Here is a 23,499-nt window from a genome sequence, read left to right on the forward strand (position 1 = left end):
TTTATTTGATGTTAAGTCACAAAAGTATATAAAATTACATATATTGTCAAATGAATGTTATAATTTTGCCGCTATGGAAAGAAACTATATCGAAGAATTGAACGAAAGCCAGCGTGCTGCGGTACTTTATAATGACGGACCATCACTTGTTATAGCCGGTGCTGGTTCCGGGAAAACCCGTGTGCTAACTTATAAAATAGCTTATTTACTCGAAAACGATTATAATCCCTGGAATATCCTTGCACTCACTTTTACTAACAAGGCGGCCCGGGAAATGAAAGAACGCATTGCCCGTCAGGTGGGTGAGCAGCGCGCCCGTTATCTTTGGATGGGTACATTTCATTCTGTCTTTTCACGTATTCTCCGTGCCGAAGCACAGTCCATAGGGTTTACTTCGCAATTTACCATTTATGACTCGGCCGATAGCAAGAGCCTTTTGCGTTCTATCATTAAAGAAATGGGATTAGATGATAAAACCTATAAGCCCGGTGTGGTACAGGGACGCATTTCCAAAGCTAAAAATCATCTCGTGCTGCCTTCCGATTATGCTGCAAACAAAGAGGCATACACTGAAGATCAGGCAGCTAAAATGCCTGCCATTCGTGATATATATCGTCGCTATTGGGAGCGTTGCCGCCAGGCGGGAGCTATGGATTTTGATGATTTACTGGTATATACTTATATTCTCTTTCGTGATTTTCCTGAGGTACGGGCGCGTTATAGTGAGCAATTCCGCTATGTGCTGGTAGATGAGTATCAGGATACTAACTATGCACAACACAGTATTGTACTCCAATTGACAAAAGAGAATCAGCGGGTTTGTGTGGTTGGAGACGATGCTCAAAGTATATACTCTTTCCGGGGAGCAGATATTGATAACATTCTCTATTTCACCAAGATTTATCCTAATACGAAAGTTTTTAAGCTGGAGCAAAACTATCGTTCTACGCAAACCATTGTTTGTGCGGCCAACAGTCTGATTGCAAAGAATGAGCGGCAGATACCCAAAGAGGTCTTTTCCGAAAAAGAGAAAGGAGAAGCCATTGGTGTATTTCAGGCTTATAGCGATGTAGAGGAGGGGGATATTGTAGTCAATAAAATAGCGGAACTACGGCGTGAACACGCTTATGGATATTCTGAATTTGCTATTCTGTATCGTACAAATGCACAGAGCCGTGTTTTCGAAGAAGCACTACGGAAGCGCAGTATGCCTTACAAAATTTATGGCGGACTTTCATTCTACCAACGGAAAGAAATTAAGGATGTAACTGCTTACTTCCGGTTGGTGGTGAATCCGAGTGATGAAGAAGCATTCAAACGTATTATTAATTATCCTGCCCGTGGTATTGGTGATACTACGGTGGGGAAGATCATATCCGCAGCTACTGATAATGGGGTCAGCCTTTGGGCAGTGCTCTGTGAACCGTTGAGTTACGGACTGACAATTAATAAAGGTACGCATACAAAACTGCAAGGTTTTCGGGAACTGATAGAGGGCTTTATAACCGATCTGTCCGAAAAGAATGCCTATGAGATAGGAACGGACATCATTCGTCAGTCCGGTATCATCAATGATGTTTGCCAGGATACTTCACCGGAGAATTTGAGCCGTAAGGAAAATATCGAAGAGTTGGTAAATGGTATGAATGATTTCTGCGCTTTGCGGCAGGAAGAGGGAAATCCCAACATTTCTCTGACTGATTTTCTTTCGGAAATAGCCTTGCTTACTGACCAGGATTCAGATAAAGCCGATGACGGAGAAAAAGTAACTTTAATGACGGTTCATTCGGCAAAGGGATTGGAGTTTAAAAATGTATTTGTTGTGGGATTGGAAGAGAATCTGTTTCCAAGTGGTATGGTAGGAGATTCTCCACGGGCATTGGAAGAAGAGCGCCGTTTATTCTATGTAGCTATTACCCGTGCCGAGGAACATTGTTTCATCTCTTTCGCTAAAACCCGTTTTCGTTATGGAAAGATGGAGTTTGGAAGTCCCAGTCGCTTCTTGCGTGATATTGATGTTCATTATTTGCAGTTACCGCATGAGGATGGAGTCGGCCGTTCGGTAGATGAAGGTGCCGGACGTTTTCGCAGAGAGATTGAAGGAGGTTTTGCCCGTTCTGTTTCTCCTTCACGTGTTCCTTTCGGTACAAATACTTCAGACCGTGAGCGGCCGAAAGTACAAGTTATAGCTCCCACTGTGCCAAGAAATCTGAAAAAGGTTAGTGCGGTAAGTGGCAATAGTATTCCGTCGTCTGCTTCTTCAGCTTCTATAGCGGGAATACAGGCAGGACAGGTGATAGAACACGAGCGTTTCGGCCTGGGAGAGGTAGTAAAGGTAGAAGGAGCAGGAGACAATGCAAAAGCAACGATTCGCTTTAAAAATGCAGGTGAAAAGCAACTATTACTGCGCTTTGCACGTTTTAAAGTAATAGGATGATTACAATAACCGCTTGCCGTATGTTCTGTGCGGGAAGCACCACAAAAAGAGTGAGTTATGAAACGATTAATTGCTTGGATGATTTTACCCGCTTTTCTGTTAAGCGGTTGTGCTACCGGACGAATGTCCGGTAATCCTGGAGCCGTTATGGCAGGAGCCTCTATTGGCGGTTCGGTAGGTAGTGCGATAGGTGGTCTTATCGGTGAAAATAATCATGGATGGAGAGGCGGGTATCGTGGCTCTGCTATTGGTACGATTGTAGGAACGGTTGCCGGTGCGGCTATTGGAAATGCAGTATCTACGCCTCGTCAGAAGGAAGATGAGTATGTGGAGGTGATTGAAAGAAAGAAGTCTGTATCTCAACGTCCGGTAGCGGTAGCTAATTTGAAGATACGGAACATACGTTTTATTGATGACAATCGTAATCATGTGATTGATGCCGGTGAAAATAGCAAGGTTATTTTTGAGATAGTCAATGAAGGGCGTACTCCTGTTTATGATGTCGTACCTGCGGTGGAAGAGGTTACCGGAATGAAACATATATTTATTTCTCCCTCTGTTTTGGTAGAACAGATTGCTCCGGGCGAAGGCATACGTTATACTGCTACGGTATCGGCCGGAGAGAAACTGAAAAATGGAGAAGTGGTACTGCGTGTAACCGTGGCTGCCGGAGATAATGCGGAGTGTGACTGGCAAGAGTTTTCTTTGCCAACACAGAAGAGAATAAGATGATATCGGGAAGTAGATTCTTTTACTTATAAAAGTACGTATTTAAGTATGACTTAATATGCATTTTAAGTCACACTTAAAATGCATAGTTTATACTAATAAAGTACGTACTTTTAATTAATAATGTGTCAATGTGTTAATATACCAATATGCCAATGCCTTTCGGTAACACAGCGCAGCTAATTGGCACATTGGCATATTAACATATTGGCACATTATTCATCACCAGCTATTGCCGGCATTTCCTGTTCCTATCAGAGCTTCTACTGTTTGCCTGTATAGATTTGCTCCTTCCGCTATGTTTTTGGCAGCATCATTTGTTCCCATGCCATATGCAATAATAGGTGTTTTCCATACCATTCCGGCGTGGATAGCTCCTACCTGATAAGGTCTTAACAATTCGTCTATCGTAAAACGATTTCTTCCTCCACTGCGATATGCGTCGAATTCTGAGCCTGTGGTGGTTACTACCATGAGTGGTTTACCTGCCACAGCCGGTGTTTTGGCCAAATACGTGAACACTTCATCTTGCCACTTCTTTAGTAGTGAGGGGGCAGACATCCAGTAGAACGGGAACTGATAGATAATAGCGGCTGCATGTGAAATAATTTTGCTCCATTCGTCTACATTGAAAGTTTGTAACTCATACAGATTGTAAACTGCTACTTCTTCAATATCCTTTACGGCATCCACTAATACCTTGTTTGCCTGTGACTCTTTCATGTTGGGATGCGCCAGGAGAATCACTACTTTCTTTAAATCTCTGTCCATAACGTTTTCTTAATTTTTAGTGAAGAATCAAATCATTTCGTAAAGGTAGAAAATATTAGAAAACATTCCGTATTTTTGCATCATTATTCTATACTTACTATCTACTAACTACTAAATTCTATATTCTGAAATGATAGACTTTACCCAATTTCCTTCTCCTTGCTATATCATGGAAGAAGAACTGTTGAGAAAGAATCTGAGTTTGATAAAGCAGGTTGCCGACAAGGCAGGGGTGGAAATTATCCTTGCTTTTAAGTCATTTGCCATGTGGCGTTCATTTCCCATATTCCGTGAGTATATCGCACACTCTACGGCAAGTTCTGTTTACGAAGCCCGTCTGGCGCTCGAAGAGTTTGGTAGCAAAGCACATACTTATTCACCTGCTTACACCGAACAGGATTTTCCGGAAATCATGCGTTGCAGCAGTCATATCACGTTTAATTCACTGGCACAGTTTCAACGATTCTATCCAATGGTTTTAGCAGAAGGGAGTGACATCTCCTGCGGTATTCGTATCAATCCCGAATATTCCGAAGTGGAAACTGAACTTTATAATCCTTGTGCTCCTGGTACCCGTTTTGGTATTACAGCCGATTTGTTGCCCGAAGTTCTTCCGCAGGGTATTGAGGGTTTTCATTGTCATTGTCATTGCGAGTCGTCGTCTTTTGAACTGGAACATACTTTACAGCACATTGAAGAGAAGTTCTCCCATTGGTTTTCACAGATAAAGTGGTTGAACCTGGGAGGCGGACATTTGATGACTCGTAAAGGGTATGATACAGAGCATCTCATTCATTTGCTTCAGGGCTTAAAATCCCGTTATCCTCATCTTCGGATCATTCTTGAACCTGGTTCGGCATTCACCTGGCAAACCGGGGTGTTGACTTCTGAGATTGTTGATATAGTGGAGAGCCGTGGTATTAAAACCGCCATTCTCAATGTCAGCTTTACCTGTCATATGCCCGATTGCCTTGAAATGCCTTACCAGCCTGCTGTGCGTGGAGCCGAAATGGGAGACAATGGTACATTTGTTTATCGTCTTGGGGGGAATTCCTGTCTGAGTGGCGATTATATGGGACTTTGGAGTTTTGATCATGAACTTCGGATTGGTGAACGGATTGTGTTTGAAGACATGATACATTATACAATGGTGAAAACAAATATGTTTAATGGAATTCATCACCCTTCTATTGCTTTGTGGACTGAAGGAGGGACAGCTGAAATATATAAACAGTTCTCTTATGAAGATTATCGTGACCGAATGAGTTGATAATCAAACTAATCTTTTTGCGGGTATAGCAAAGTGACTATTTTCTTACGAAAAAAACAAGCAGAATGTTTGCATGTTTAGAGAAAATGTCTACCTTTGCAACCGCAAACGAAAATTGCGGAAATAGCTCAGTTGGTAGAGCATAACCTTGCCAAGGTTAGGGTCGCGAGTTCGAGTCTCGTTTTCCGCTCATCTTTGAAATATTGGAAGTTCATTCTTTGCCCAGGTGGCGGAATTGGTAGACGCGCACGTTTCAGGTGCGTGTGTCGAGAGGCATGCAGGTTCGAGTCCTGTTCTGGGCACAAAGAAATGGATAAGTTCAAGTACTTTAATAAATTTGGAGAGGTGGCGGAATTGGTAGACGCGCTACTTTGAGGGGGTAGTGACAATTATGTCGTGGGAGTTCGAGTCTCCTTCTCTTCACAAATATTAAAGATATGCGGAAATAGCTCAGTTGGTAGAGCATAACCTTGCCAAGGTTAGGGTCGCGAGTTCGAGTCTCGTTTTCCGCTCATTGAAAAGAAGAAAGGCCCAGGTGGCGGAATTGGTAGACGCGCACGTTTCAGGTGCGTGTGTCGAGAGGCATGCAGGTTCGAGTCCTGTTCTGGGCACAGTCTTTCTGATAGACAATTGATGAGAGACTAAATTGCGGAAATAGCTCAGTTGGTAGAGCATAACCTTGCCAAGGTTAGGGTCGCGAGTTCGAGTCTCGTTTTCCGCTCAGAGTTAAAGAGAGTATTTCGGATAAAACCGGGATACTCTCTTTTTTTTGTTTATTTTTCTTTACCCCCCCCGAATCGGCATGTACCTTCTTTGTTAATTGAGTAATTGTTCTGTGTATATAAGCCTAAACTTTAATAAAACTTAAAAATAACACTTCTGTTTTAACCTTGTTATCTTTATAAACTCTAATCTGTAAACGGCGGAACTATTTAACAATAACATCTAATACAAGTCCATTGAATATAAGTAGGTATATAGGTTGCTTTCAGGTTCTTTCAATTTTTTGTGTATTACAACTGGCATGCACAACAATGAAGATTAAGGCACAGTCCGGTAAAGTGGTGTTTACCGGACGTGTTCTTGACGAAGAGACCCGCGAACCGGTACCTTATGCTGCTGTTCAGATCTATGTATTGCCCGATAGTACGTTTATTACCGGAGGAGCTACTGGAGCTGACGGTCGTTTCTCTCTTTCTGCTACTGCCCGGAAAGCAGTAAAAATATCCATTCATGTATCTTATGTAGGTTATACGGCAATAGACCGTACACTGAATTATAATGACAGGAAGATCGGTGACATATGTCTGGCTCCCGATGGGTTTATGCTCGAAGAAACTGTTATTACGGGCAAGGCTCCGATGGCAGTTACAGAGAATGATACGACAGTATATAACTCTTCTGCTTTTCGTACACCTGAAGGTTCTATGCTCGAGGAACTTGTGAAGCAGTTGCCGGGAGGAGAGATTACTGCCGATGGTAAGCTGATGATCCAGGGAAAGGAAGTGAAAAAGATATTGGTGGATGGTAAGGAATTCTTTTCGGATGATCCACAAGCAGCATTGAAGAATCTTCCGGTGGAAATGGTGGAGAAGTTGAAAGCATACGAGCGGAAGTCTGATCTGGCACGTCTTACAGGAATTGATGACGGTGAAGAAGAGATGATTCTCGATCTCTCTGTGAAGAAGGATATGAAGAAGGGCTGGATGGATAATTTTCTTGGTGGCATGGGAAGCAAAAAACGTTATGAAGTGGCGAACACAATGAACCGTATTCGTGAGAACTCCCAGCTCACAGTGATTGCTAATTGGAACAATACAAATAATCAGGGCTTTTCGGAACTTCAGCAACAGTCATCCAATGCTACAGGAAATACCCGTGGCAGGGCAGGAATGGGGACTTCCCGTTCATTGGGATTTAACTTCAGTAAAGATTGGGGGAATGTTAAATTCAGATCAAATGTACAGTATTCCGGAACGGATCGTGAGGAGGAGAGTAAGACGCTGACCGATAATTTTATGAAAGCGGAAAAGTCTATAACCAACAGTACGAGCAGTAGCCGAAACAGAAATGACGGAGTAACGGGAAATGCCTATCTGGAATGGAAGATAGATACGGTAACCAATCTTATATTCCGTCCTACGTTTCGCTATTCAACGGCCGACCGTAGAGGAGCCAGTTATCAGAAGAGTTGGTCGGGAGAGGAAGAACTGAACGAAAAAGAGTCCTCCAACTGGTCGGAGAGTTCGCAATACAGTCTGGCATTGATGTTGCAGGTGAACCGTAAACTGAATACCAGAGGGCGTAATGTTGCTTTGAAACTGGATTATGGTACAAATGCTTCTACATCAGACCGCTTGAATTATGTCACCACCCGTTATTTTAAAACCGGTACGGAGAAAATATTGAATCAGAAGATTGATAATAAGACGGATGGGGATAATTATCGTATTCAATTGGTATATGTAGAACCGTTACCTTGGGCACACTTCCTGCAACTTCGTTATAGTTATCAGCATCGTACATCGAACTCTGATCGTAAGGCTTATAACTGGAATAAGGAGTTGGAAGATTTTACAGAAGATCCGGATACGCTGAATAGTAACTGTTTTGAGAATCAATATTCCAATCATCTCGTTAATCTTTCGGTCCGCACTACACAGAAAATGTATAACTATAACGTAGGGGTTGATCTTGAACCACAAAAGTCCGTTAGTGATAGTTATGTATTGGATGTATTGAAATACAGCCTTCCCCGAAGTGTACTCAATTTCTCACCGACCGTTAGTTTCCGGTATAAGTTTTCCAAACGTACGCGTTTGCAAATAACGTATCGTGGAAAGAGTCGCCAACCCTCTGTCCGTGATTTGCAACCTATTTCTGACCAAACCAATCCGTTGAATATCCGCATGGGTAATCCTTCGTTGAAACCTTCGTATACCAATACCTTCAATCTTAATTATAATTCTTATAATGTGAAGTATCAACGCAATATGGTGTTGCAACTTACCGCTGAGAATACGCTGAACAGCGTCACTAATCAGGTTACTTATGATAGTGAAACCGGTGGACGTACTACTATACCAGTCAACATGAACGGCAATTGGGAAGCACAGGGCTCTTTTTCACTGAGTACTCCTTTCAAGAACAAGAATTGGTTGGTACGTACGTATTCCCAACTTCGGTTTAGTAATAAAAACGGATATACTACACTTAATAAAGAAGAGCCGCAAAAGAGTTCTGTCCGCCATCTGACAGCACGGGAGAGACTCAATCTTACTTATCGAACCAAACAGATTGAAATTGGTGCCCGGGGTTCTGTTGTCTACAATAACTCATACAATAATGTGAAAAGTATTCGTACAGAAACCTTCAACTATCAGGCGGGAATGAATGTACAATGCTATCTTCCCTGGGGTTTTGAAGTGTATAGTGATGCTGTGTGGAATCTGCGTTCGGGATACGGGCAAAACGAGGGCAATGATTATCTGATGTGGAACGCACAACTCTCCAAATCTTTTTTCAAACGGAAACAATTGTTGCTGCGATTCAAGATTTATGATATTCTGCAACAAGAGAACGCACTGACACGTACTATCACAGCAACTTCCATACGGGACACTGAGTCCAACGTATTGGGGAGTTACTTTATATTCCATGTTATCGTGAGAATAAATAAGATGGGCGGTAAAGTGAAGCGTAAGTAACTCAGTCCTTTATTTTTCCGTTTCAGTCTCCAATATTCCGTTTCGGTAAATCTTTTTCTTTCTTTCAGAAAACTAACTCGTACGTTTACTCCCAAAATGTGTAATCAATGAATATGAAGGAGTTAATGTATCTCTTCCTCACTGTCACCTTTCTGGCTTCGTGTAGCACAGAGCAGAAAAGTAAAAAAGAGGAAGCTATGCCAGTGAGAGTATTTTGTGCCGAACGGGCAGTTAGTGAACCGGACAGAGAATTTACTTTCCTGTCTCAACCGTTTAAGTCTACCGAGCTTTCTTTTCGTGTAGGTGGTCCTGTATTGAATTTTGATGTCAGGTCTGGTCAGCTTTTCCGTAAAGGAGAGGTGATAGCTTCTATTGACGACCGCGATTTTAAAGTACGTAAAGAGAAAGCGGAAGCTGTGTATCAACAGGCAGAAGCAGAATATAAGCGAATCGCTGCATTGTATGAGAAGGAAAATATCTCAGCCAGTACTTATGAGAAAGCAAAAGCAGATTGTGTCATAGCCCGTGCCGTATACCAAACGGCAGCTAATGAATGGGAGGACACCCGTCTGTATGCCCCTTTTGACGGATATATCCAGACGGTGAATATAGAGCGATATCAGGAGGTACGTGCTTCGCAACCTGTGGTTAGTTTCATAGATCTTTCACGTCTGAAAATAGAGGCTTATATCCCTGAAAATATGGCTGTTATTCTGCAAAAACAACTTGCTGTCTCCTCGGGTAGCGGGTTAAAGTTCCGCTTTGATGCATTGAAAGATAAAGTTTATACTACTACGGATGTAGAAGTGTCTAAAAGTACTACCTCCAATAATCTTTCTTTTCTGTTAACAGCTGTTCTCGATAATCGGAATAATGAATTATTGGGTGGTATGAGTGGTACGCTAACAATCACACTTCCTGGTGATTCAACAGTAGAAAAGGAATCCGTTTTTATTCCTCAATTGGCAGTGTGTCATCGCCCTACGACAGGAACTTTTGTATGGAAACTGACAGAAGATAACCGGGTACAGACTGTTCCTGTGAATATAGGGGATTTAAAGAACGATAACAAAATAGAGGTTGTATCAGGGCTTTCTGCGGGTGATGTAGTTGTACTAAGCGGGCTTGGATTTCTTTCGGAAGGCCGGGAAGTAAACGTTATCAAATAAACAAAGAGGTATGAAAAAAATTGTTGCATTCTTTTTGAAGAATCGTGCTTTTGCAATGCTGATTTTGTTTCTGGTATTAGCGGGAGGACTCTATTCGTATTTTAAAATGGGTAAACTGGAGGATGCGCCTTTTACCATTAAGCAGGCACTTGTGACTACTGCTTATCCGGGTGCATCACCTCATGAGGTACAGATACAGGTCACTGATGTGCTTGAAGAGGCTATTCAGTCGTTGGGCGAATTATACTATCTGAAAACGGATAACCGTGCCGGATTATCAAAAATTACTGTATATGTCAAGAAAGAAATTCGTGCAGATGAAATGCAACAGTTGTGGGATAAACTTCGTCGTAAAGTGAATGATGCACAATCCAAGCTTCCTGCGGGTGCTGCCACCTCGGTAGTGAACGATGACTTTGGGGATGTCCTTGGAGTATTCTATGGCTTATATGGTGAAAAGTATTCGTATCGAGAATTGGAAGATCAGGCCAAAAGCATAAAAAATGAACTGCTTAAAATTAAAAATGTAGCTAAAGTAGAAGTTTTTGGTATTCAAAATCCTGTAATCGAGGTGTTGGTACAACCTTCATTAATGGCTCAGACGGGCATAACGACAGCGGATATAGTCCGTGCATTCGATAAACAAAACAAGGTTGTGGATGCAGGAGCTGTTGAGAATGGGAATAATCGCCTTCGTATTGAAGCACGTGGTAGTTTCACTAATCTGGAAGAGATTGAAAATATGACAATTATCTCCGGAACCGGAGAATACTTTCGGCTGAAGGAGGTGGCAAACCTCAGTGAGGAGTATATGCGTCCGGCGCGTAATCTGATGAAGATTAATAATACGCCTGCCCTGGGTATTGCTATTTCTACCGTGGCGGATGGAAATGTAGTCGATATGGCTGCTCTTGTAAAGGAGACAGTGGAACGTATCAGCACAGAGATGCCTAACGGATATAAACTGACCCCAATCTATGATCAGGGATATGAATCAGCGGTTGCTAATGATGGTTTTATTCTGAATCTGATTATTTCTGTTATTACGGTGGTGGCAGTGTTGCTTTTCTTTATTGGTTTCAAGAATGGTGTACTGATAGGGAGCGGACTGGTGTTTTCTATTTTGGCAACTCTTATTTATATGCATGCCAACGGTATCGCTCTGCAACGTATGTCTTTGGCAGCTATTATCATTGCTATGGGGATGCTTGTAGACAATGCCATTGTAGTATTTGATTCGGCATTGATGAATATGGAACGGGGAATGCGGAAACGTAATGCTATCATGAAAGCAATATCCGATACAGCCATACCTTTGCTTGCTGCTACGGTGATTGCCATTCTGACATTTATGCCGGTTTATCTTTCTCCTGATATTACGGGAGAACTGCTTTCGTCTCTTTTCATTGTAATAGCAGTATCATTGTTGTTTAGTTGGGTATTTGCCATTACGCAAAACGCTCTTTTTATCGAACTGTTTGTGAGACGTCCTCGTCCCGAAGAATTGAAAAGCGAACTTTATCAGGGGAAAGTATACAATTGGTTCCGGAAGATGTTGGAATATACCATTCGGCGGAAGTATCTTCTGTTGGGAGTAATGGTCGGTTTGTTATTCTTTTCGGGATGGGGATTTCATTTTATTCCGAAACGATTTACACCACAACTTAATAAGCAATATTTCACGATTGATATGTGGATGCCCGAAGGGACGAAAATAGAGCAGATGGAAGCTGCTACTAAAGATATATCCGACTTCTTGGAAAGCTTTGAAACAACCCGGCAGGTATCTACATTTATCGGTCAAACTCCTCCGCGTTTTTATTTGGCTAATACGTCTTTTGGTCCTCAGCCCAATTATGCACAGTGTATTGTTGAAGCACGTTCGCCGGAAGAAGCACGTGAGTTACAGGCAGTACTTCGTGATACGGTAGGCAGACAATTCCCGGATGTCTTTATGAGAGTAAACCGTTTTGAGTTGAGTACAGTGCCACAGGCATTGATAGAAGCCCGTTTCTGTGGTCCGGACGAAGCAATACTGGATTCATTGACAGAGTTGGCGCTTGGTGTGATGCGTCGCAATCCGAAAGTTGCGAATGCCCGTAATGAATGGGGAAATATGGCCATGATAGTGCAGACGGATTATGAATCGGTACAAGCGGGGCAGTTGAATATCGGTAAAGATAATATGATGGAAGCGACAAAAGCGATTGGGGATGGAGTGTCGGTTGGTATTTATCGTGACAATGAGAAAAAAGTACCGGTTTTGCTGAAGTCGGACATGTCCCGTGAAATGAACCTTGATCAATTGGGAGATCTTGCTGTATGGAACGGAATCCACTCGGCTCCATTGGCACAGGTAACCAAAGACATCCGTATCGGCTGGGAATATCCTTTGATACGTACCTACAACCGGCAACTATCTATGGCGGCCATGTGTGACGTGCAACCGGGACATACCATGGCGGAAGTGCATGCTGAAATAAAAGACGAGATAGAGAAGATACAGCTTCCGGAAGGGTACACTTTCTTTTGGGATGCACAATACAAAACGCAGAAAGAAGGAATGGCTGCATTAACGAAGTTCTTTCCACTGGCATTATTGTTATTGATTCTTATTTTGGTAGCCCTGTTCCGCAACTATCGTCAGCCATTGATCACTTTCCTGATTTTGCCACTTTCAGTAATAGGAGTCGTATTTGGTCAGCTGGTGACAGGGACGGAATTTGGCTTTTTCAGCATAGCAGGATGGTTGGGATTGTTGGGTATGATTATTAAAAATGTGATTGTATTGCTGGATGAGGTAAATATTCAGCTTCGTACCGGAGTAAAACCATATACAGCTATTATTGAGTCTACCGTGTCACGTGTACGCCCGGTATTGATGGCAGCGGTAACGACCATACTGGGTATGGTACCACTTCTTTTTGATGTAGTATTTGCAGGTATGGCTGCAGCTATTGTGTTCGGACTGACATTTGCTACATTACTTACTTTGTTTATTACTCCAGCGTTGTATGCTGTATTTTATAATGTAAAAAAGGAATTATGAATATAGAAAAGAAAGTGTTTCAGTTAATAATATCGGCAATGTTTTTTGTTGTTCCCGTTTATGGGCAGCATAGCGAGTTACTGAGTCAATATCGTAACCGTGCTTTGCAATATAATCAGGACATGAAAGCTGCCGAAAAGAATATTGCTTTAAGTAAAGAGTTGGAGAAATCTGCCAAAACAGAATATAAGCCAAAGCTTTCTGCCGGAGCAAATTTCAATTATACGGGTAATCCGATAGAACTTTCATTAGATTTACCTTCTCTGGATAATCCACTCCAATTTGAAGGGCGACACATGAAATATGGAGCTTCCGTTTCACTGACTCAGCCGTTGTACACCGGAGGACGTATCCGCGAAGGAGTGAAAAAAGCAGAGGCAGAAAGTCGTCTGGCTCTTAATCAATCGGAGATGATAAAGTCTGATATCTGTTACGAAGCAGATTTACGCTATTGGAGTACGGTGGCACGTAATGAGATGGTAAAGGTTACCCGCCGGTTTACCGGATCGGTAGAAGAATTAACCAAGGTGGTACGTGAGCGGGTAGAAGTACAACTGATAGACCGTAATGATCTGCTGATGGCAGAAGTCAAATTGAATGATGCCCGTTATCAGTTGATGCAGGCAGAGAATAACTACGAGGTGGCACGTATGTCACTTAACTCTTTTATAGGAGTTGATTATAATTTAATGATACCGATTGACACATTGGTATCTCCGATCCATGAGGTTGGTAGTCTGCCTGCTTATATGAATCAGGCAGGTAATAATCGGCCGGAATTGCGTATGGCACAAGATAAGATTTCAATACAGGAATCGGCACAGAAGCTCAATCAGTCGCAGTTCCTGCCACAGTTCTATGTGGGGGTAGATGGTAGTTATAGTTCTCCGGGATATAATTTTAAAGCAGATCTTGATCCTAATTACGCTGTATATGCTAAAGTCAGTATTCCTTTATTTGAATGGGGAAAACGTCGTAATGAGAAACGAGCGGGAGAGTATCGGGTAGCTATCGCAAGAGAAAATTTCAGTAAGGTCAAAGATGTGGTGAGCCTTGAAGTGCAATCGGCTTACTACAATTATGTGCAGGCTGTGGAGCGAGTGACACTAACAGAGAACTCTCTGATGAAAGCTCGGGAGAACGAAGATATGGCTCTGGAACGTTATCGTGAAGGCAAGATGTCCGTTGATGGTGTATTGGATGCACAAATGTTTCATCTGACGGCACAAATGAATTTTGTACAGTCGCGTCTGACCGCTCAGATCAGTTATTCGGCATTTGTACGGGCATTGGGACTGTTATCAATATAAATGTTTATCTTTGTACTTATATAATTATTCCTGTGTTTTATGAGAACTTTTCATCCCCGATATGTCCGGTTATTGAATGTCCTGCTTTTCTCCGGGTTAGGATGTTTCTCGTATTTGCTGCTGGCACTTTATTCGGATTTACCTAAACGTGACGATCTGGATTTTACTTCATTGGGCTTTATCATTGGCGTAATGCTGGCTTTCAATGCAATGGGCTTCTGTATTATTCTGGTAGACTCATGGTTAAAGCGCGGATTTCTTTTCTTTGTTGAAAAGCGTAGAAGAGTATTACTGTATTATGTCGGATTGGGGATATTATTATTTCTTTTGAACTATCTGTTGTTCGTAGGTCTGAAGTGGATGGCGGATGTCGATCGCCTGTTTTATATTCGCTGGTCCGGTATACGGTTACTTTTACTTGTTTGGTTGGTAGAGATGGTGATTATCGGATTGACGGCAACTAATAATTTCTATCGACATACCATTGTACTTTATAAGCGGAACAGAAGTTTGGAAGAAAGTTCTATCGAAGCACAGTATCAGGCTTTGCAAAGCCAGCTCAATCCACATTTTCTATTTAATAGCCTCAACACATTGATTTCTGAAATAGAGTATAATCCTCAAAATGCCGTACAGTTTACACAACACCTGTCCGATGTGTATCGTTATATTCTTCAATGCCAGCAGCAGCGCCTCACAACGTTGAGTGATGAGTTGGAGTTTCTTAATTCGTATATTTTTCTGCATCGTGTCCGTTTGGGCGATTGTATCTGTGTAGATTGTCGGTTGGATGAATCATTGTTGGAAAGTAAATTGCCTCCACTGACACTTCAACTACTTGCCGAGAATGTAATAAAGCATAATATGATTTCTATTCGTAATCCTATGGTTATTTCTATTACTTATTCAGAGGCAGAAGACCGGTTGGTGGTGAGCAATAGCCTTCGTCCTAAAAAGTCTGTACAGTCCTCGGGCATAGGATTGAGAAATTTATCTTCTCGTTATCGTCTTATATGTGGAAGAGAGATAACTATTGAACATACATCCGATTTATTTTTTGTTAAAATACCATTGTTGCATGAATAACCCTATTGTCCGGGCAGCTATAATTGAAGATGAAATACCTGCTGCCCGTTTACTGAACAGAATGCTGGCAGAACTTCGTCCGGAATGGGAGATACTCTTGTTGCCTGGCAATATTGAAGAGGCTGTGGAGTGGTTTGGTGAGAATCCACATCCCGATATTCTTTTTTTGGACATTCAGTTGATGGATGGTAACTCTTTTCTCTTTATTGAGAGGGCTTCTCCTCAAAGTATGATTGTGTTTACAACGGCTTTTGATACTTATGCCGTTCGTGCTTTCACTGTCAATAGCATCGATTATTTATTAAAGCCGATTCACCGGGAACGTTTAGCCGATACTTTGGATAAATTTGATACTTTACACAGTCGGTATCCTGAGAATGAATTTAGTCATCAGAATGAAATGCTGGAAGTGTTACGTACTCTTTCAAGTCCGGTGAAACGCTATCGTACCCGTTTTCTTATTTCAGTGGGCGAAAGACTGATAACACTTCCGGTGAGTGATGTGGCCTATTTCTATTCGGAGAACCGGGTGACATTCGCCGTTACCCGGCAAGGGAGAGAATATATTGTAGATTTCTCATTGGATAAATTGGGAGAACAATTGGATCCGGATAACTTTTTTCGTACTAACCGGCAGACGCTTGTAGAAATAAATGCTATCCGTAAAATAGAGCCTTATTTTCAAAACAAAGTAGTGGTAGAGGTCGTTCCCCCATTCAAAGACAAAATATTGGTAAGTAAGGAGAAGATAGCTTCATTTAAGGTTTGGCTCAATTATTGACTCTTGTTTCTACATTTATGATATAAAATTGAAAGCCTTTGCGACAACACTGCAAAGGCTTTTTTCTTTTTTCCGTTAGCTTTGCCGCTGTGATAAGTTAATTGAGAATTAAAACTATTTTAGAGGATTGAATGATGAATTCTATTACACGAAAAACACCTGTGCTTTGGTTTGCTTTATGTTGTCTGGGAATGAGTGCACAGGCAGCTTCCGGGCTTACTCCCTGGGTCTTGAAAGCAGATTCTTTATTATTATCTTCCGGAACGACGTACCGATATACAGTAGATACTCCCGAGGGGGAGGGATTGGTCTCTACTTTACCTTCTGTTACTGAGTTAGTAGAACTTTTTTCCGAATCGGAAAAAGCTGTTTGCCGGGTGACGGATATGCATGGTAATATCAAGGTAGATAGAATGCCCCAGGAAGGTGATTGTATGGAATTAGTTTCTCCACAGGGAAAAGTCACCCGGCGGTGGATGATTGGAATAAGAAATGCTGCTCTTCCGGCACAGTTGTTATTGCACCGGGAACAGGCTACAGTAAATGCGCCGGGTAACATTGTTCTTGATTTCCGGGCCGGACAGCGCAGTCCGATGGTGAAGGTAGAGATACGTGTCCCGGCAGGTATCGTTGTGACACTTGATAATACAACCGTGAACGTGATAGGACGTGGTGAAGTGTTATTGCGTGATCTGCCTAAACAATCGATAGGGCGTACCGGAACTCACTATTCATATAATAAAGTGGGGAATGTGATCCTGCGGGATGAAGGTGACCGGGGAACGGTGATTGTGTTTAGTGGCCTTGATTTTCGGCCTTCAAACGGTCCGGATCTGCGGATCTGCTTTCGTGGAGTAGCTCCGGTGCATAAAGGAATAAATCGCTTTGAAGCTATCTATACAACTTCGAAGCCGGAAGCGTTACAGAGTCCTGTTGCTGTAGCAGACCTGGAAGGCATAACCACTGTTGCTGATCTTGTACGTACTCCGTTACGTGATTTTGCGTATCGTCCCGGACAGGAATATACGTATGCCTCTTTTTCTTGGACTCCGCCTCACAATGCTTCTTCTGTAGAACTGCTTCAATCGGCAGATGGTGGGAATACATGGACAACAGCCCGGGCGGAAGTAACTCCTGATAGTCGTGAAACAGCTGCGAATGGATTGGAACCGAATCGCCTGTATGCTTTCAAACTTCGTGTAACAGGAGGACAGAATAAAGGAGAATCCAACATTGTATGGTTTTATACCGGACGAAAAGATATCAGAGATTATCGTGTAAAAGGAGATGGAGTAACCGATGATACGGAAGCTATCAATGAGGCAATTATCAATATGAACCGTCTGGGAGGTGGCATACTTCGGTTTACTAAAGGAACCTATAATGTACGTACTATCCATTTGCAAAGTAATGTGTGGCTGCATCTGGATAGTGATGCTACGATACAAGCATTACCCGGTGCCGATGCTCCCGAGACAACCTGGTTTAGTGATCGTGCTTATCGTTCAGGGCTCTCGCCCACAGACCCGCGTCCTTATGCCGACCCGGAAAATTATCTTACGAAACAAGATGTAGGACATACTTTCTTTCGCAATTGTATGTTCTTTGGAGAACGAATTGACAATGTAAAAATTGTAGGTACGGGGCGTATTACCGGTAATGGTAATGTTGTAACTTCAGATAAGGTGATGAATAATTCTCCGGAGAAACGTAGTGATAAAATGTTTTCTTTAAAGTTATGTACGAATGTAGAGATTGGCGGATGGGATATAAAGAAGGATATGTGGTATGATCCGGAAAAAGATAGACCTTATTATATAGAGGGAGATAACAGGCTATATAGTGACAGTACAATGCTGCACATTGATCAGGGAGGGCATTTTGTGTTGTTGGCTACAGGTACAGATGGTATTCATGTACATGATACTTACTTTGCAAAACATAGCACAAAGAATGCTCGCGATATTTATGATTTTATGGCATGCAATGATGTGACAGTAACGAATATCTACTCTAAAGTAAGTTCGGATGATATTGTAAAACCCGGTTCGGATTGTTCATTGGGCTTTACCCGTCCGGCACGCCATTACATGGTGAGGAATATTGTAGGAGATACTAACTGTAATCTCTTTCAGATAGGATCAGAAACGGCAGATGATATTCAGGATCTGTATGTAGATAATATATATGTGTTGGGTGCTAATAAGGCGGGTTTTTCTATTTCTACCAATGATGGTGGCCATGTGAAGAATGTTTATCTGAATAGCGGTAAAACAGGTTCTATACATTCCCGTTCGGTAATGCGTCGTACAAGAGCACCCTTCTTTATCTCTATTTCCAATCGTGGGCGCGTACTGGGAGCTGATGTTGCTCCGTTTACTTTCACTGAAAATGGGGTGGTGCGTAAGGAGTTGCTTGTAACCAATTCTAACATTGGTCAGGTAGAGAATATTGTTATCTGTGGGGTGGATATTGAAGAGGTCTATGGTGGTAGTTCATTTCGTGGTGACCGTTGGAAAACTTATGACGGCTCACAAAGTAAAGCGACTCCTATCATTGCAGGGTTTAAACTGCCTGATTCGGACGTAGTGGAAGGTGGGTTGACATTCCGTCTGCCGGATGGGAACCATACAGGATATATCAATAATGTGCAATTTCACGATGTAAGTTTAAAAGTAAAGGGAGGACACCCTTCGGAAGATGCAAAAGCATATCCACCGGAGATAGGAGTAGGTCGCTATAATGTAGGGGACCTGAAGATACAGCCGGCGTTTGGGTTTTGGGCACGCCACGTCAAAGGTTTCTTATTGAAAAATTGTCATATTACTTCCGAACAACCGGATGGACGCTATGCTGTAGTGATGGATGATGTGATAGGAGGTGAGATAGAAAACTTACAGGTGGATAAAGGAATATCGGATAAAGATGAAGTGAAATTGATAAATTGTGAAGACATAAGACAGTGATTTTCTTCTCATCAGAGCGGACCCTTCCTAACAATATATGTAACGAGGTATAACGATATATGTAATGGAGCATAACAATATATGTAACGAAGCACTAAGTATTATTACTTAAGTAATACTTCAAATTTAATTCATACTATGATAGCGTTTTATTAAAACGCAAATGATCGCAGATTATCGTAAATGAGATAGCTTGCTGTACTTGAGAGACGATATTCTTTGCGTGAATTTGTGATAATCTGCGTTTCAATGATGCGATCATTTAATTAGGATACAGTACTTATTATAATTAATAGTTAAAGAAATGATAAAGAAGATATATCTCTATTTCAGGCAGAAAGCTGAGAGTTGTAGCAGAGCCAGGTGGTATCACATTTTCCTCTTTTGGGGGTTGGGTATCTCTTCTACAGTTTGGTTTCTGGTTCGTGTGGTTCCTAAGCCTTCGCGGGCTACCTATCCTTGTATGCAGGCAGCTGCTCCTGTGATGTCTGCTTTTGTTGTCTATCTGTTGTCTTTTACAGGTGCATGGTTCAGTTACCGGAAGATGAAGCAGGCATTGCATGCACGTCATTATCTTTATACAACGTTGTTTTTCTTTTTATTGATATTCTTCGGAAGTATGATGATGATAGAGAACAGTGGAGAGATGCTGGCGCAAATCGTTCTTCCTGTTAGTGAACCGAAGATGGCATGGGGAAAGAATAACCCGGTGGGTACGGCAAAAGGAATTTATCCCGGTCGTGTTGTCTGGTCACATGCTCCCGGGGCTGCAACATGGGAGAAAGGTACTGGTTTTTGGTATGAAGACCATTACACTAACCAGTCGGATGCAAATTGGTTAGTGGTACAGTCTCTTCTTTCTTTGACAGGTGAGAAAAGTGAGGAGAAAGCATGGAATGCTCTGTTTTCCTACTTTAATCGTGAACATGGCAAAGGTAGTAAAGGATATCGGAAAGGAGAAAAGATTGCCATTAAGATCAATCAGAACAATACGTTTTCGCATGATGACTCCGAAGAACTGAATGCTTCTCCGCATCTTGTACTTTCCTTATTGCGTAGCCTGATATACGAAGGGGGGATTCCTCAACAACAGATAACGGTGTTTGATGCGAGTCGCTTTATCACTCATACTTTATTTAAAAAATGTCATGCAGAGTTTCCTGATGTAGCTTATCTGGATAATGAAGGGGGTAACGGACGGGTGAAATCAACCTATATCTCCGATGCTATACCTTACTCGGTTGATAATGGAAAACTGGCTCGCGGTCTGGCTCGTTGTGCTGTTGAGGCCGATTATCTTATCAATATGGCTTTATTGAAAGGACATGGAGGACAAGGTGTTACGCTTTGTGCAAAAAACTGGTATGGCGTTACTGATATTGATCGTAATTTCCGTAAGAATCAGCATAATAACTTTAATCAGGATCGTGGCGGACGTCCGCGATATATGACGTTTACTGATTATATCGCTCACAAAGATTTGGGGCAGAAGACCATGCTTTATCTTATTGACGGGCTTTATGGATCAGAAAAGGTGAATGGTGCTCCTTCCGGGAAATGGAAGATGGAACCCTTTGGTGGCAATTGGCCCTGTTCTTTGTTTGCTTCACAAGATCCTGTAGCAATTGATGCTGTAGGTATTGATTTTCTTTGTGCGGAATTTCCACGGATGGCAGATGTGAATTACTGTGATATGTATCTTGTGGAGGCAGCATTGGCAGATAATCCGCTATCCGGCACTTTCTATGATCCCGAACAGGACGGAACAGGTGTACATAGTCTTGGTGTATTGGAACATTGGAATAATCCTGTGGATAAACAGTACAGTCGCAATTTAGGACAAGTGGGCGGAATAGAACTGGTATATAAGAAGAAATAAGTGTTTTTATTGATGTATGAGACGATTTCTATAGTATTTGAATGAATACTTAAAATCGTCTCTTTTTTATATAACTACTTTTGTGACGTAATAAAGTGAGAACTTAATGTATCTGATAATATGAAAAAGATAAAGAATTGGTTTTTCAAAACCTGTCCCCGAAGTGGACGAATCGTGGGTATTAATAAAAAGAATGTGGTTCTTAAAATCTGCTTCCCATTAATGGGGTTAACGGCACTAATCTGGTTTCTCATTCGAGTAGTACCTAAACCTTCACGCATTGCTTATCCCTGTCAGCAAGTGGCAGCGCCACTGGCTTTTTCTTTTCTGGCTTTTTTCAGTAGTACATTATTAGGGTGGGGGGCCTGGAAGAAATTTCTTCAACTCCGGAATTCACGACATTTCTATAAGGGGCTTGCTGTACTTTTTGCCGGTGTTTTACTTTCGGGTACATTATATATAATGTCGGTAGATAATTCTTTGTTCGGACAGGCGATTGGTAAGCAGATAGATAATGGTTCGGATATGGGTACTTTTACTCCGACAGATAAACCCAATACACCGATGGGAGTGGCGCGGGGGATTCATCCGGGACGTGTAGCTTGGGCACACGATCCGCAGGCAGCGGTCTGGGATGGTGAACACGGACTTTATTCTGATGCGGATAATAACAGTCAGACCCGTGTATGTGACATGATGGAGGGAGTCATCATTTCGCTGACCCACCAAAAAACAATAGACCGTGCCTGGGATGAACTGTTCCGTACCTTTAATAAGAAAAAAGGTAAAGGGGCTACAGGATATAAAGAAGGAGAAAAAATAGCTATAAAAGTAAATTTGAATGATAATGGCGGAAGCAATATAATAGATGCTACTCCACAATCTGTTTATGCACTTCTGCATCAGTTGGTCGATATAATGAACGTACCTCAGCACTGCATTACGGTATATGATGCACAGCGCCGTGGTATCTCTGCCATCTATACTTACCTGCAACCGGTTTATCCCGATGTGGTTTATCAGAATTGGGGAGGTTTTGTACCCGATATCATTCACTATTCAAGTGAAATAACCGATCCGGGTGCAATGAGTTTGGCACGTGTTGCCTATGAGGCGGATTATATGATTAATATGGCATTGATGAAGCGGCATTCCCGTCCTACTGACAATTGGAAGGACAGTGCAGGGCAGACCGGAATAACGGCTACCGGTAAAAATCAATTCGGCTCCATTGGCAATGTTTCTCCTTTGCATCTGTCCATCCGCGACTGGTCTAAGTTTCGGGGGATGGGAACATATAATAGCATTGTTGATTTGATGGCACATGAACGTTTGGGAGGAAACACGCTTGTATACATTGTAGATGCTATGTATGTGAATCCTATTCATAACGGGCGTGCTGTTCGTTTCAAACGCGCTCCCTTTAATGACGGATGGACATCAAGTTTTTTGGCTTCCAATGATCAGGTAGCTATAGAGTCGGTGGTACTGGATTTTATACGTTCGGAGATGCCTGTTGCTGCCAATGCAGACAACTTTATGCATGAAGCGGCGAATATAGGAAATCCTCCTTCAGGAATCAGATATGAAGGACGGGCACAGAAGAGCCTGGGTGTACATGAACACTGGAACAACCCGGATGACCGTATGTACTCGCGTAATCTGAAGACAGGCAAAGGGATTGAACTTTATCGTGTTCCTCTGGATGCAGGGCGTCCCGCTATTGAATATTTTTATTCCGACTGTATTTCCCAAATAGAAGATCAACCCGTCACTTTGTATTGGAAAACATCAAATGGAGAAGAGGTCTTATTGAACGGAGAGACTGTGGCTGCCAACGGTTCTTGTGTAGTGAAACCGGAGACATCATTAATGTATGAACTGGTTGTGAAGAAAGGTGGAATGGTGCAAGCTGCACAGAAACTGGTTGTCAGGAGTTTTACAGATACACGTTGTTATGATGTAAAAGAAGCACAAACCGAAGGTTCTGCCGTTGTTGAAGCCGGAGGCTTTGCAGAGTTTCGGGGTGAAAAAGGGAGTTCTAAAGGAGCGCTGACATGGCAGATTGACGTACCTGTAACAGGAGAATATTATTTGTTGTTTTCTTATTCGGGTGGTAGTCCGGTACCTTCTTACCTATACCTTAACGATCAGTTGGTAAGTGAGAATATTGGTTATTTGGCTACGTCGGGTAGTAAAAAAGGAGAGTTTGCTTTTCCGGTGACATTGACTGCCGGAAAGAATTCTATGAAGTTGGAACATTTGGGAAAACGTAGCAATCGCATTTATTCGGTAACGGTAGCGAGAGAGAAGAAACTAAAAAACTTATAAACTAAAAACTCACA

At 42.1% G+C, this 23,499-nt stretch carries 13 protein-coding genes and 6 tRNA genes; 18 read left to right on the top strand and 1 reads right to left on the bottom strand.

Annotated features, from left to right (window positions below; genetic code table 11):
* Positions 1-73: 73 nt before the first annotated feature.
* Complete coding sequence (locus tag HCG69_RS11655) at positions 74-2,437, top strand: ATP-dependent helicase (protein ID WP_221650185.1); 2,364 nt, start codon at positions 74-76, stop codon at positions 2,435-2,437.
* A 57-nt stretch (positions 2,438-2,494) separates the two neighbouring features.
* Positions 2,495-3,169, top strand: coding sequence for a glycine zipper domain-containing protein (locus HCG69_RS11660; protein WP_221650186.1), 675 nt, complete (start codon positions 2,495-2,497; stop codon positions 3,167-3,169).
* 219 nt (positions 3,170-3,388) lie between these two features.
* Here HCG69_RS11660 and HCG69_RS11665 read toward each other — a convergent pair whose 3' ends face one another.
* Complete coding sequence (locus HCG69_RS11665; protein WP_221650187.1) at positions 3,389-3,937, bottom strand: NAD(P)H-dependent oxidoreductase; 549 nt, start codon at positions 3,935-3,937, stop codon at positions 3,389-3,391.
* A 130-nt stretch (positions 3,938-4,067) separates the two neighbouring features.
* Between HCG69_RS11665 and nspC the strand changes: the two genes are divergently transcribed.
* From nspC to HCG69_RS11745, 16 genes are all read left to right on the top strand, one after another.
* Positions 4,068-5,207, top strand: a complete 1,140-nt coding sequence (nspC, locus tag HCG69_RS11670; RefSeq protein ID WP_221650188.1) for a carboxynorspermidine decarboxylase — start codon at positions 4,068-4,070, stop codon at positions 5,205-5,207.
* 117 nt (positions 5,208-5,324) lie between these two features.
* Positions 5,325-5,397: transfer RNA gene (locus HCG69_RS11675), tRNA-Gly, on the top strand.
* Positions 5,398-5,427: 30 nt separating this feature from the next.
* Positions 5,428-5,509, top strand: a tRNA-Leu gene (locus tag HCG69_RS11680).
* A gap of 37 nt (positions 5,510-5,546) precedes the next feature.
* Positions 5,547-5,630, top strand: a tRNA-Leu gene (locus HCG69_RS11685).
* Between the two features lie 16 nt (positions 5,631-5,646).
* Positions 5,647-5,719, top strand: a tRNA-Gly gene (locus HCG69_RS11690).
* A gap of 17 nt (positions 5,720-5,736) precedes the next feature.
* Positions 5,737-5,818, top strand: a tRNA-Leu gene (locus HCG69_RS11695).
* A 37-nt stretch (positions 5,819-5,855) separates the two neighbouring features.
* Positions 5,856-5,928: transfer RNA gene (locus tag HCG69_RS11700), tRNA-Gly, on the top strand.
* A 313-nt stretch (positions 5,929-6,241) separates the two neighbouring features.
* Complete coding sequence (locus HCG69_RS11705; protein WP_221650189.1) at positions 6,242-8,914, top strand: outer membrane beta-barrel protein; 2,673 nt, start codon at positions 6,242-6,244, stop codon at positions 8,912-8,914.
* Positions 8,915-9,021: 107 nt separating this feature from the next.
* Positions 9,022-10,083 (top strand): efflux RND transporter periplasmic adaptor subunit, encoded by a 1,062-nt coding sequence (locus HCG69_RS11710; protein ID WP_221650190.1) that lies wholly within the window; start codon positions 9,022-9,024, stop codon positions 10,081-10,083.
* A gap of 10 nt (positions 10,084-10,093) precedes the next feature.
* Positions 10,094-13,132: an efflux RND transporter permease subunit gene (locus HCG69_RS11715; protein ID WP_221650191.1), complete on the top strand. Its 3,039-nt coding sequence runs from the start codon at positions 10,094-10,096 to the stop codon at positions 13,130-13,132.
* Positions 13,129-14,442 (top strand): TolC family protein, encoded by a 1,314-nt coding sequence (locus tag HCG69_RS11720; RefSeq protein WP_221650192.1) that lies wholly within the window; start codon positions 13,129-13,131, stop codon positions 14,440-14,442. Before HCG69_RS11715 ends, HCG69_RS11720 begins: the two co-directional genes overlap by 4 nt.
* 39 nt (positions 14,443-14,481) lie before the next feature.
* Positions 14,482-15,528 carry a sensor histidine kinase gene (locus tag HCG69_RS11725; protein ID WP_221650193.1) on the top strand — a complete coding sequence of 349 codons (1,047 nt, stop codon included), beginning with the start codon at positions 14,482-14,484 and terminating at the stop codon, positions 15,526-15,528.
* Positions 15,521-16,309 (top strand): LytTR family DNA-binding domain-containing protein, encoded by a 789-nt coding sequence (locus HCG69_RS11730; protein ID WP_002559950.1) that lies wholly within the window; start codon positions 15,521-15,523, stop codon positions 16,307-16,309. Before HCG69_RS11725 ends, HCG69_RS11730 begins: the two co-directional genes overlap by 8 nt.
* A gap of 131 nt (positions 16,310-16,440) precedes the next feature.
* Entirely contained in the window at positions 16,441-19,275 is a 2,835-nt protein-coding gene (locus HCG69_RS11735) for a glycosyl hydrolase family 28-related protein (RefSeq protein WP_221650194.1), read from the top strand.
* A gap of 304 nt (positions 19,276-19,579) precedes the next feature.
* Positions 19,580-21,154, top strand: a complete 1,575-nt coding sequence (locus tag HCG69_RS11740; protein ID WP_255585861.1) for a DUF362 domain-containing protein — start codon at positions 19,580-19,582, stop codon at positions 21,152-21,154.
* A gap of 120 nt (positions 21,155-21,274) precedes the next feature.
* Complete coding sequence (locus HCG69_RS11745) at positions 21,275-23,485, top strand: DUF362 domain-containing protein (protein ID WP_221650195.1); 2,211 nt, start codon at positions 21,275-21,277, stop codon at positions 23,483-23,485.
* The last annotated feature ends 14 nt before the right edge of the window (positions 23,486-23,499 follow it).

This window comes from Bacteroides sp. K03, assembly GCF_019734355.1.
Taxonomy (GTDB): domain Bacteria; phylum Bacteroidota; class Bacteroidia; order Bacteroidales; family Bacteroidaceae; genus Bacteroides; species Bacteroides nordii.

Coding starts and splice junctions, on each gene's coding strand:
- HCG69_RS11655 (WP_221650185.1), top strand. CDS start 74: ATGGAAAGAAACTATATCGAAGAATTGAACGAAAGCCAGCGTGCTGCG.
- HCG69_RS11660 (WP_221650186.1), top strand. CDS start 2,495: ATGAAACGATTAATTGCTTGGATGATTTTACCCGCTTTTCTGTTAAGC.
- HCG69_RS11665 (WP_221650187.1), bottom strand. CDS start 3,937: ATGGACAGAGATTTAAAGAAAGTAGTGATTCTCCTGGCGCATCCCAAC.
- nspC (WP_221650188.1), top strand. CDS start 4,068: ATGATAGACTTTACCCAATTTCCTTCTCCTTGCTATATCATGGAAGAA.
- HCG69_RS11705 (WP_221650189.1), top strand. CDS start 6,242: ATGAAGATTAAGGCACAGTCCGGTAAAGTGGTGTTTACCGGACGTGTT.
- HCG69_RS11710 (WP_221650190.1), top strand. CDS start 9,022: ATGAATATGAAGGAGTTAATGTATCTCTTCCTCACTGTCACCTTTCTG.
- HCG69_RS11715 (WP_221650191.1), top strand. CDS start 10,094: ATGAAAAAAATTGTTGCATTCTTTTTGAAGAATCGTGCTTTTGCAATG.
- HCG69_RS11720 (WP_221650192.1), top strand. CDS start 13,129: ATGAATATAGAAAAGAAAGTGTTTCAGTTAATAATATCGGCAATGTTT.
- HCG69_RS11725 (WP_221650193.1), top strand. CDS start 14,482: ATGAGAACTTTTCATCCCCGATATGTCCGGTTATTGAATGTCCTGCTT.
- HCG69_RS11730 (WP_002559950.1), top strand. CDS start 15,521: ATGAATAACCCTATTGTCCGGGCAGCTATAATTGAAGATGAAATACCT.
- HCG69_RS11735 (WP_221650194.1), top strand. CDS start 16,441: ATGATGAATTCTATTACACGAAAAACACCTGTGCTTTGGTTTGCTTTA.
- HCG69_RS11740 (WP_255585861.1), top strand. CDS start 19,580: ATGATAAAGAAGATATATCTCTATTTCAGGCAGAAAGCTGAGAGTTGT.
- HCG69_RS11745 (WP_221650195.1), top strand. CDS start 21,275: ATGAAAAAGATAAAGAATTGGTTTTTCAAAACCTGTCCCCGAAGTGGA.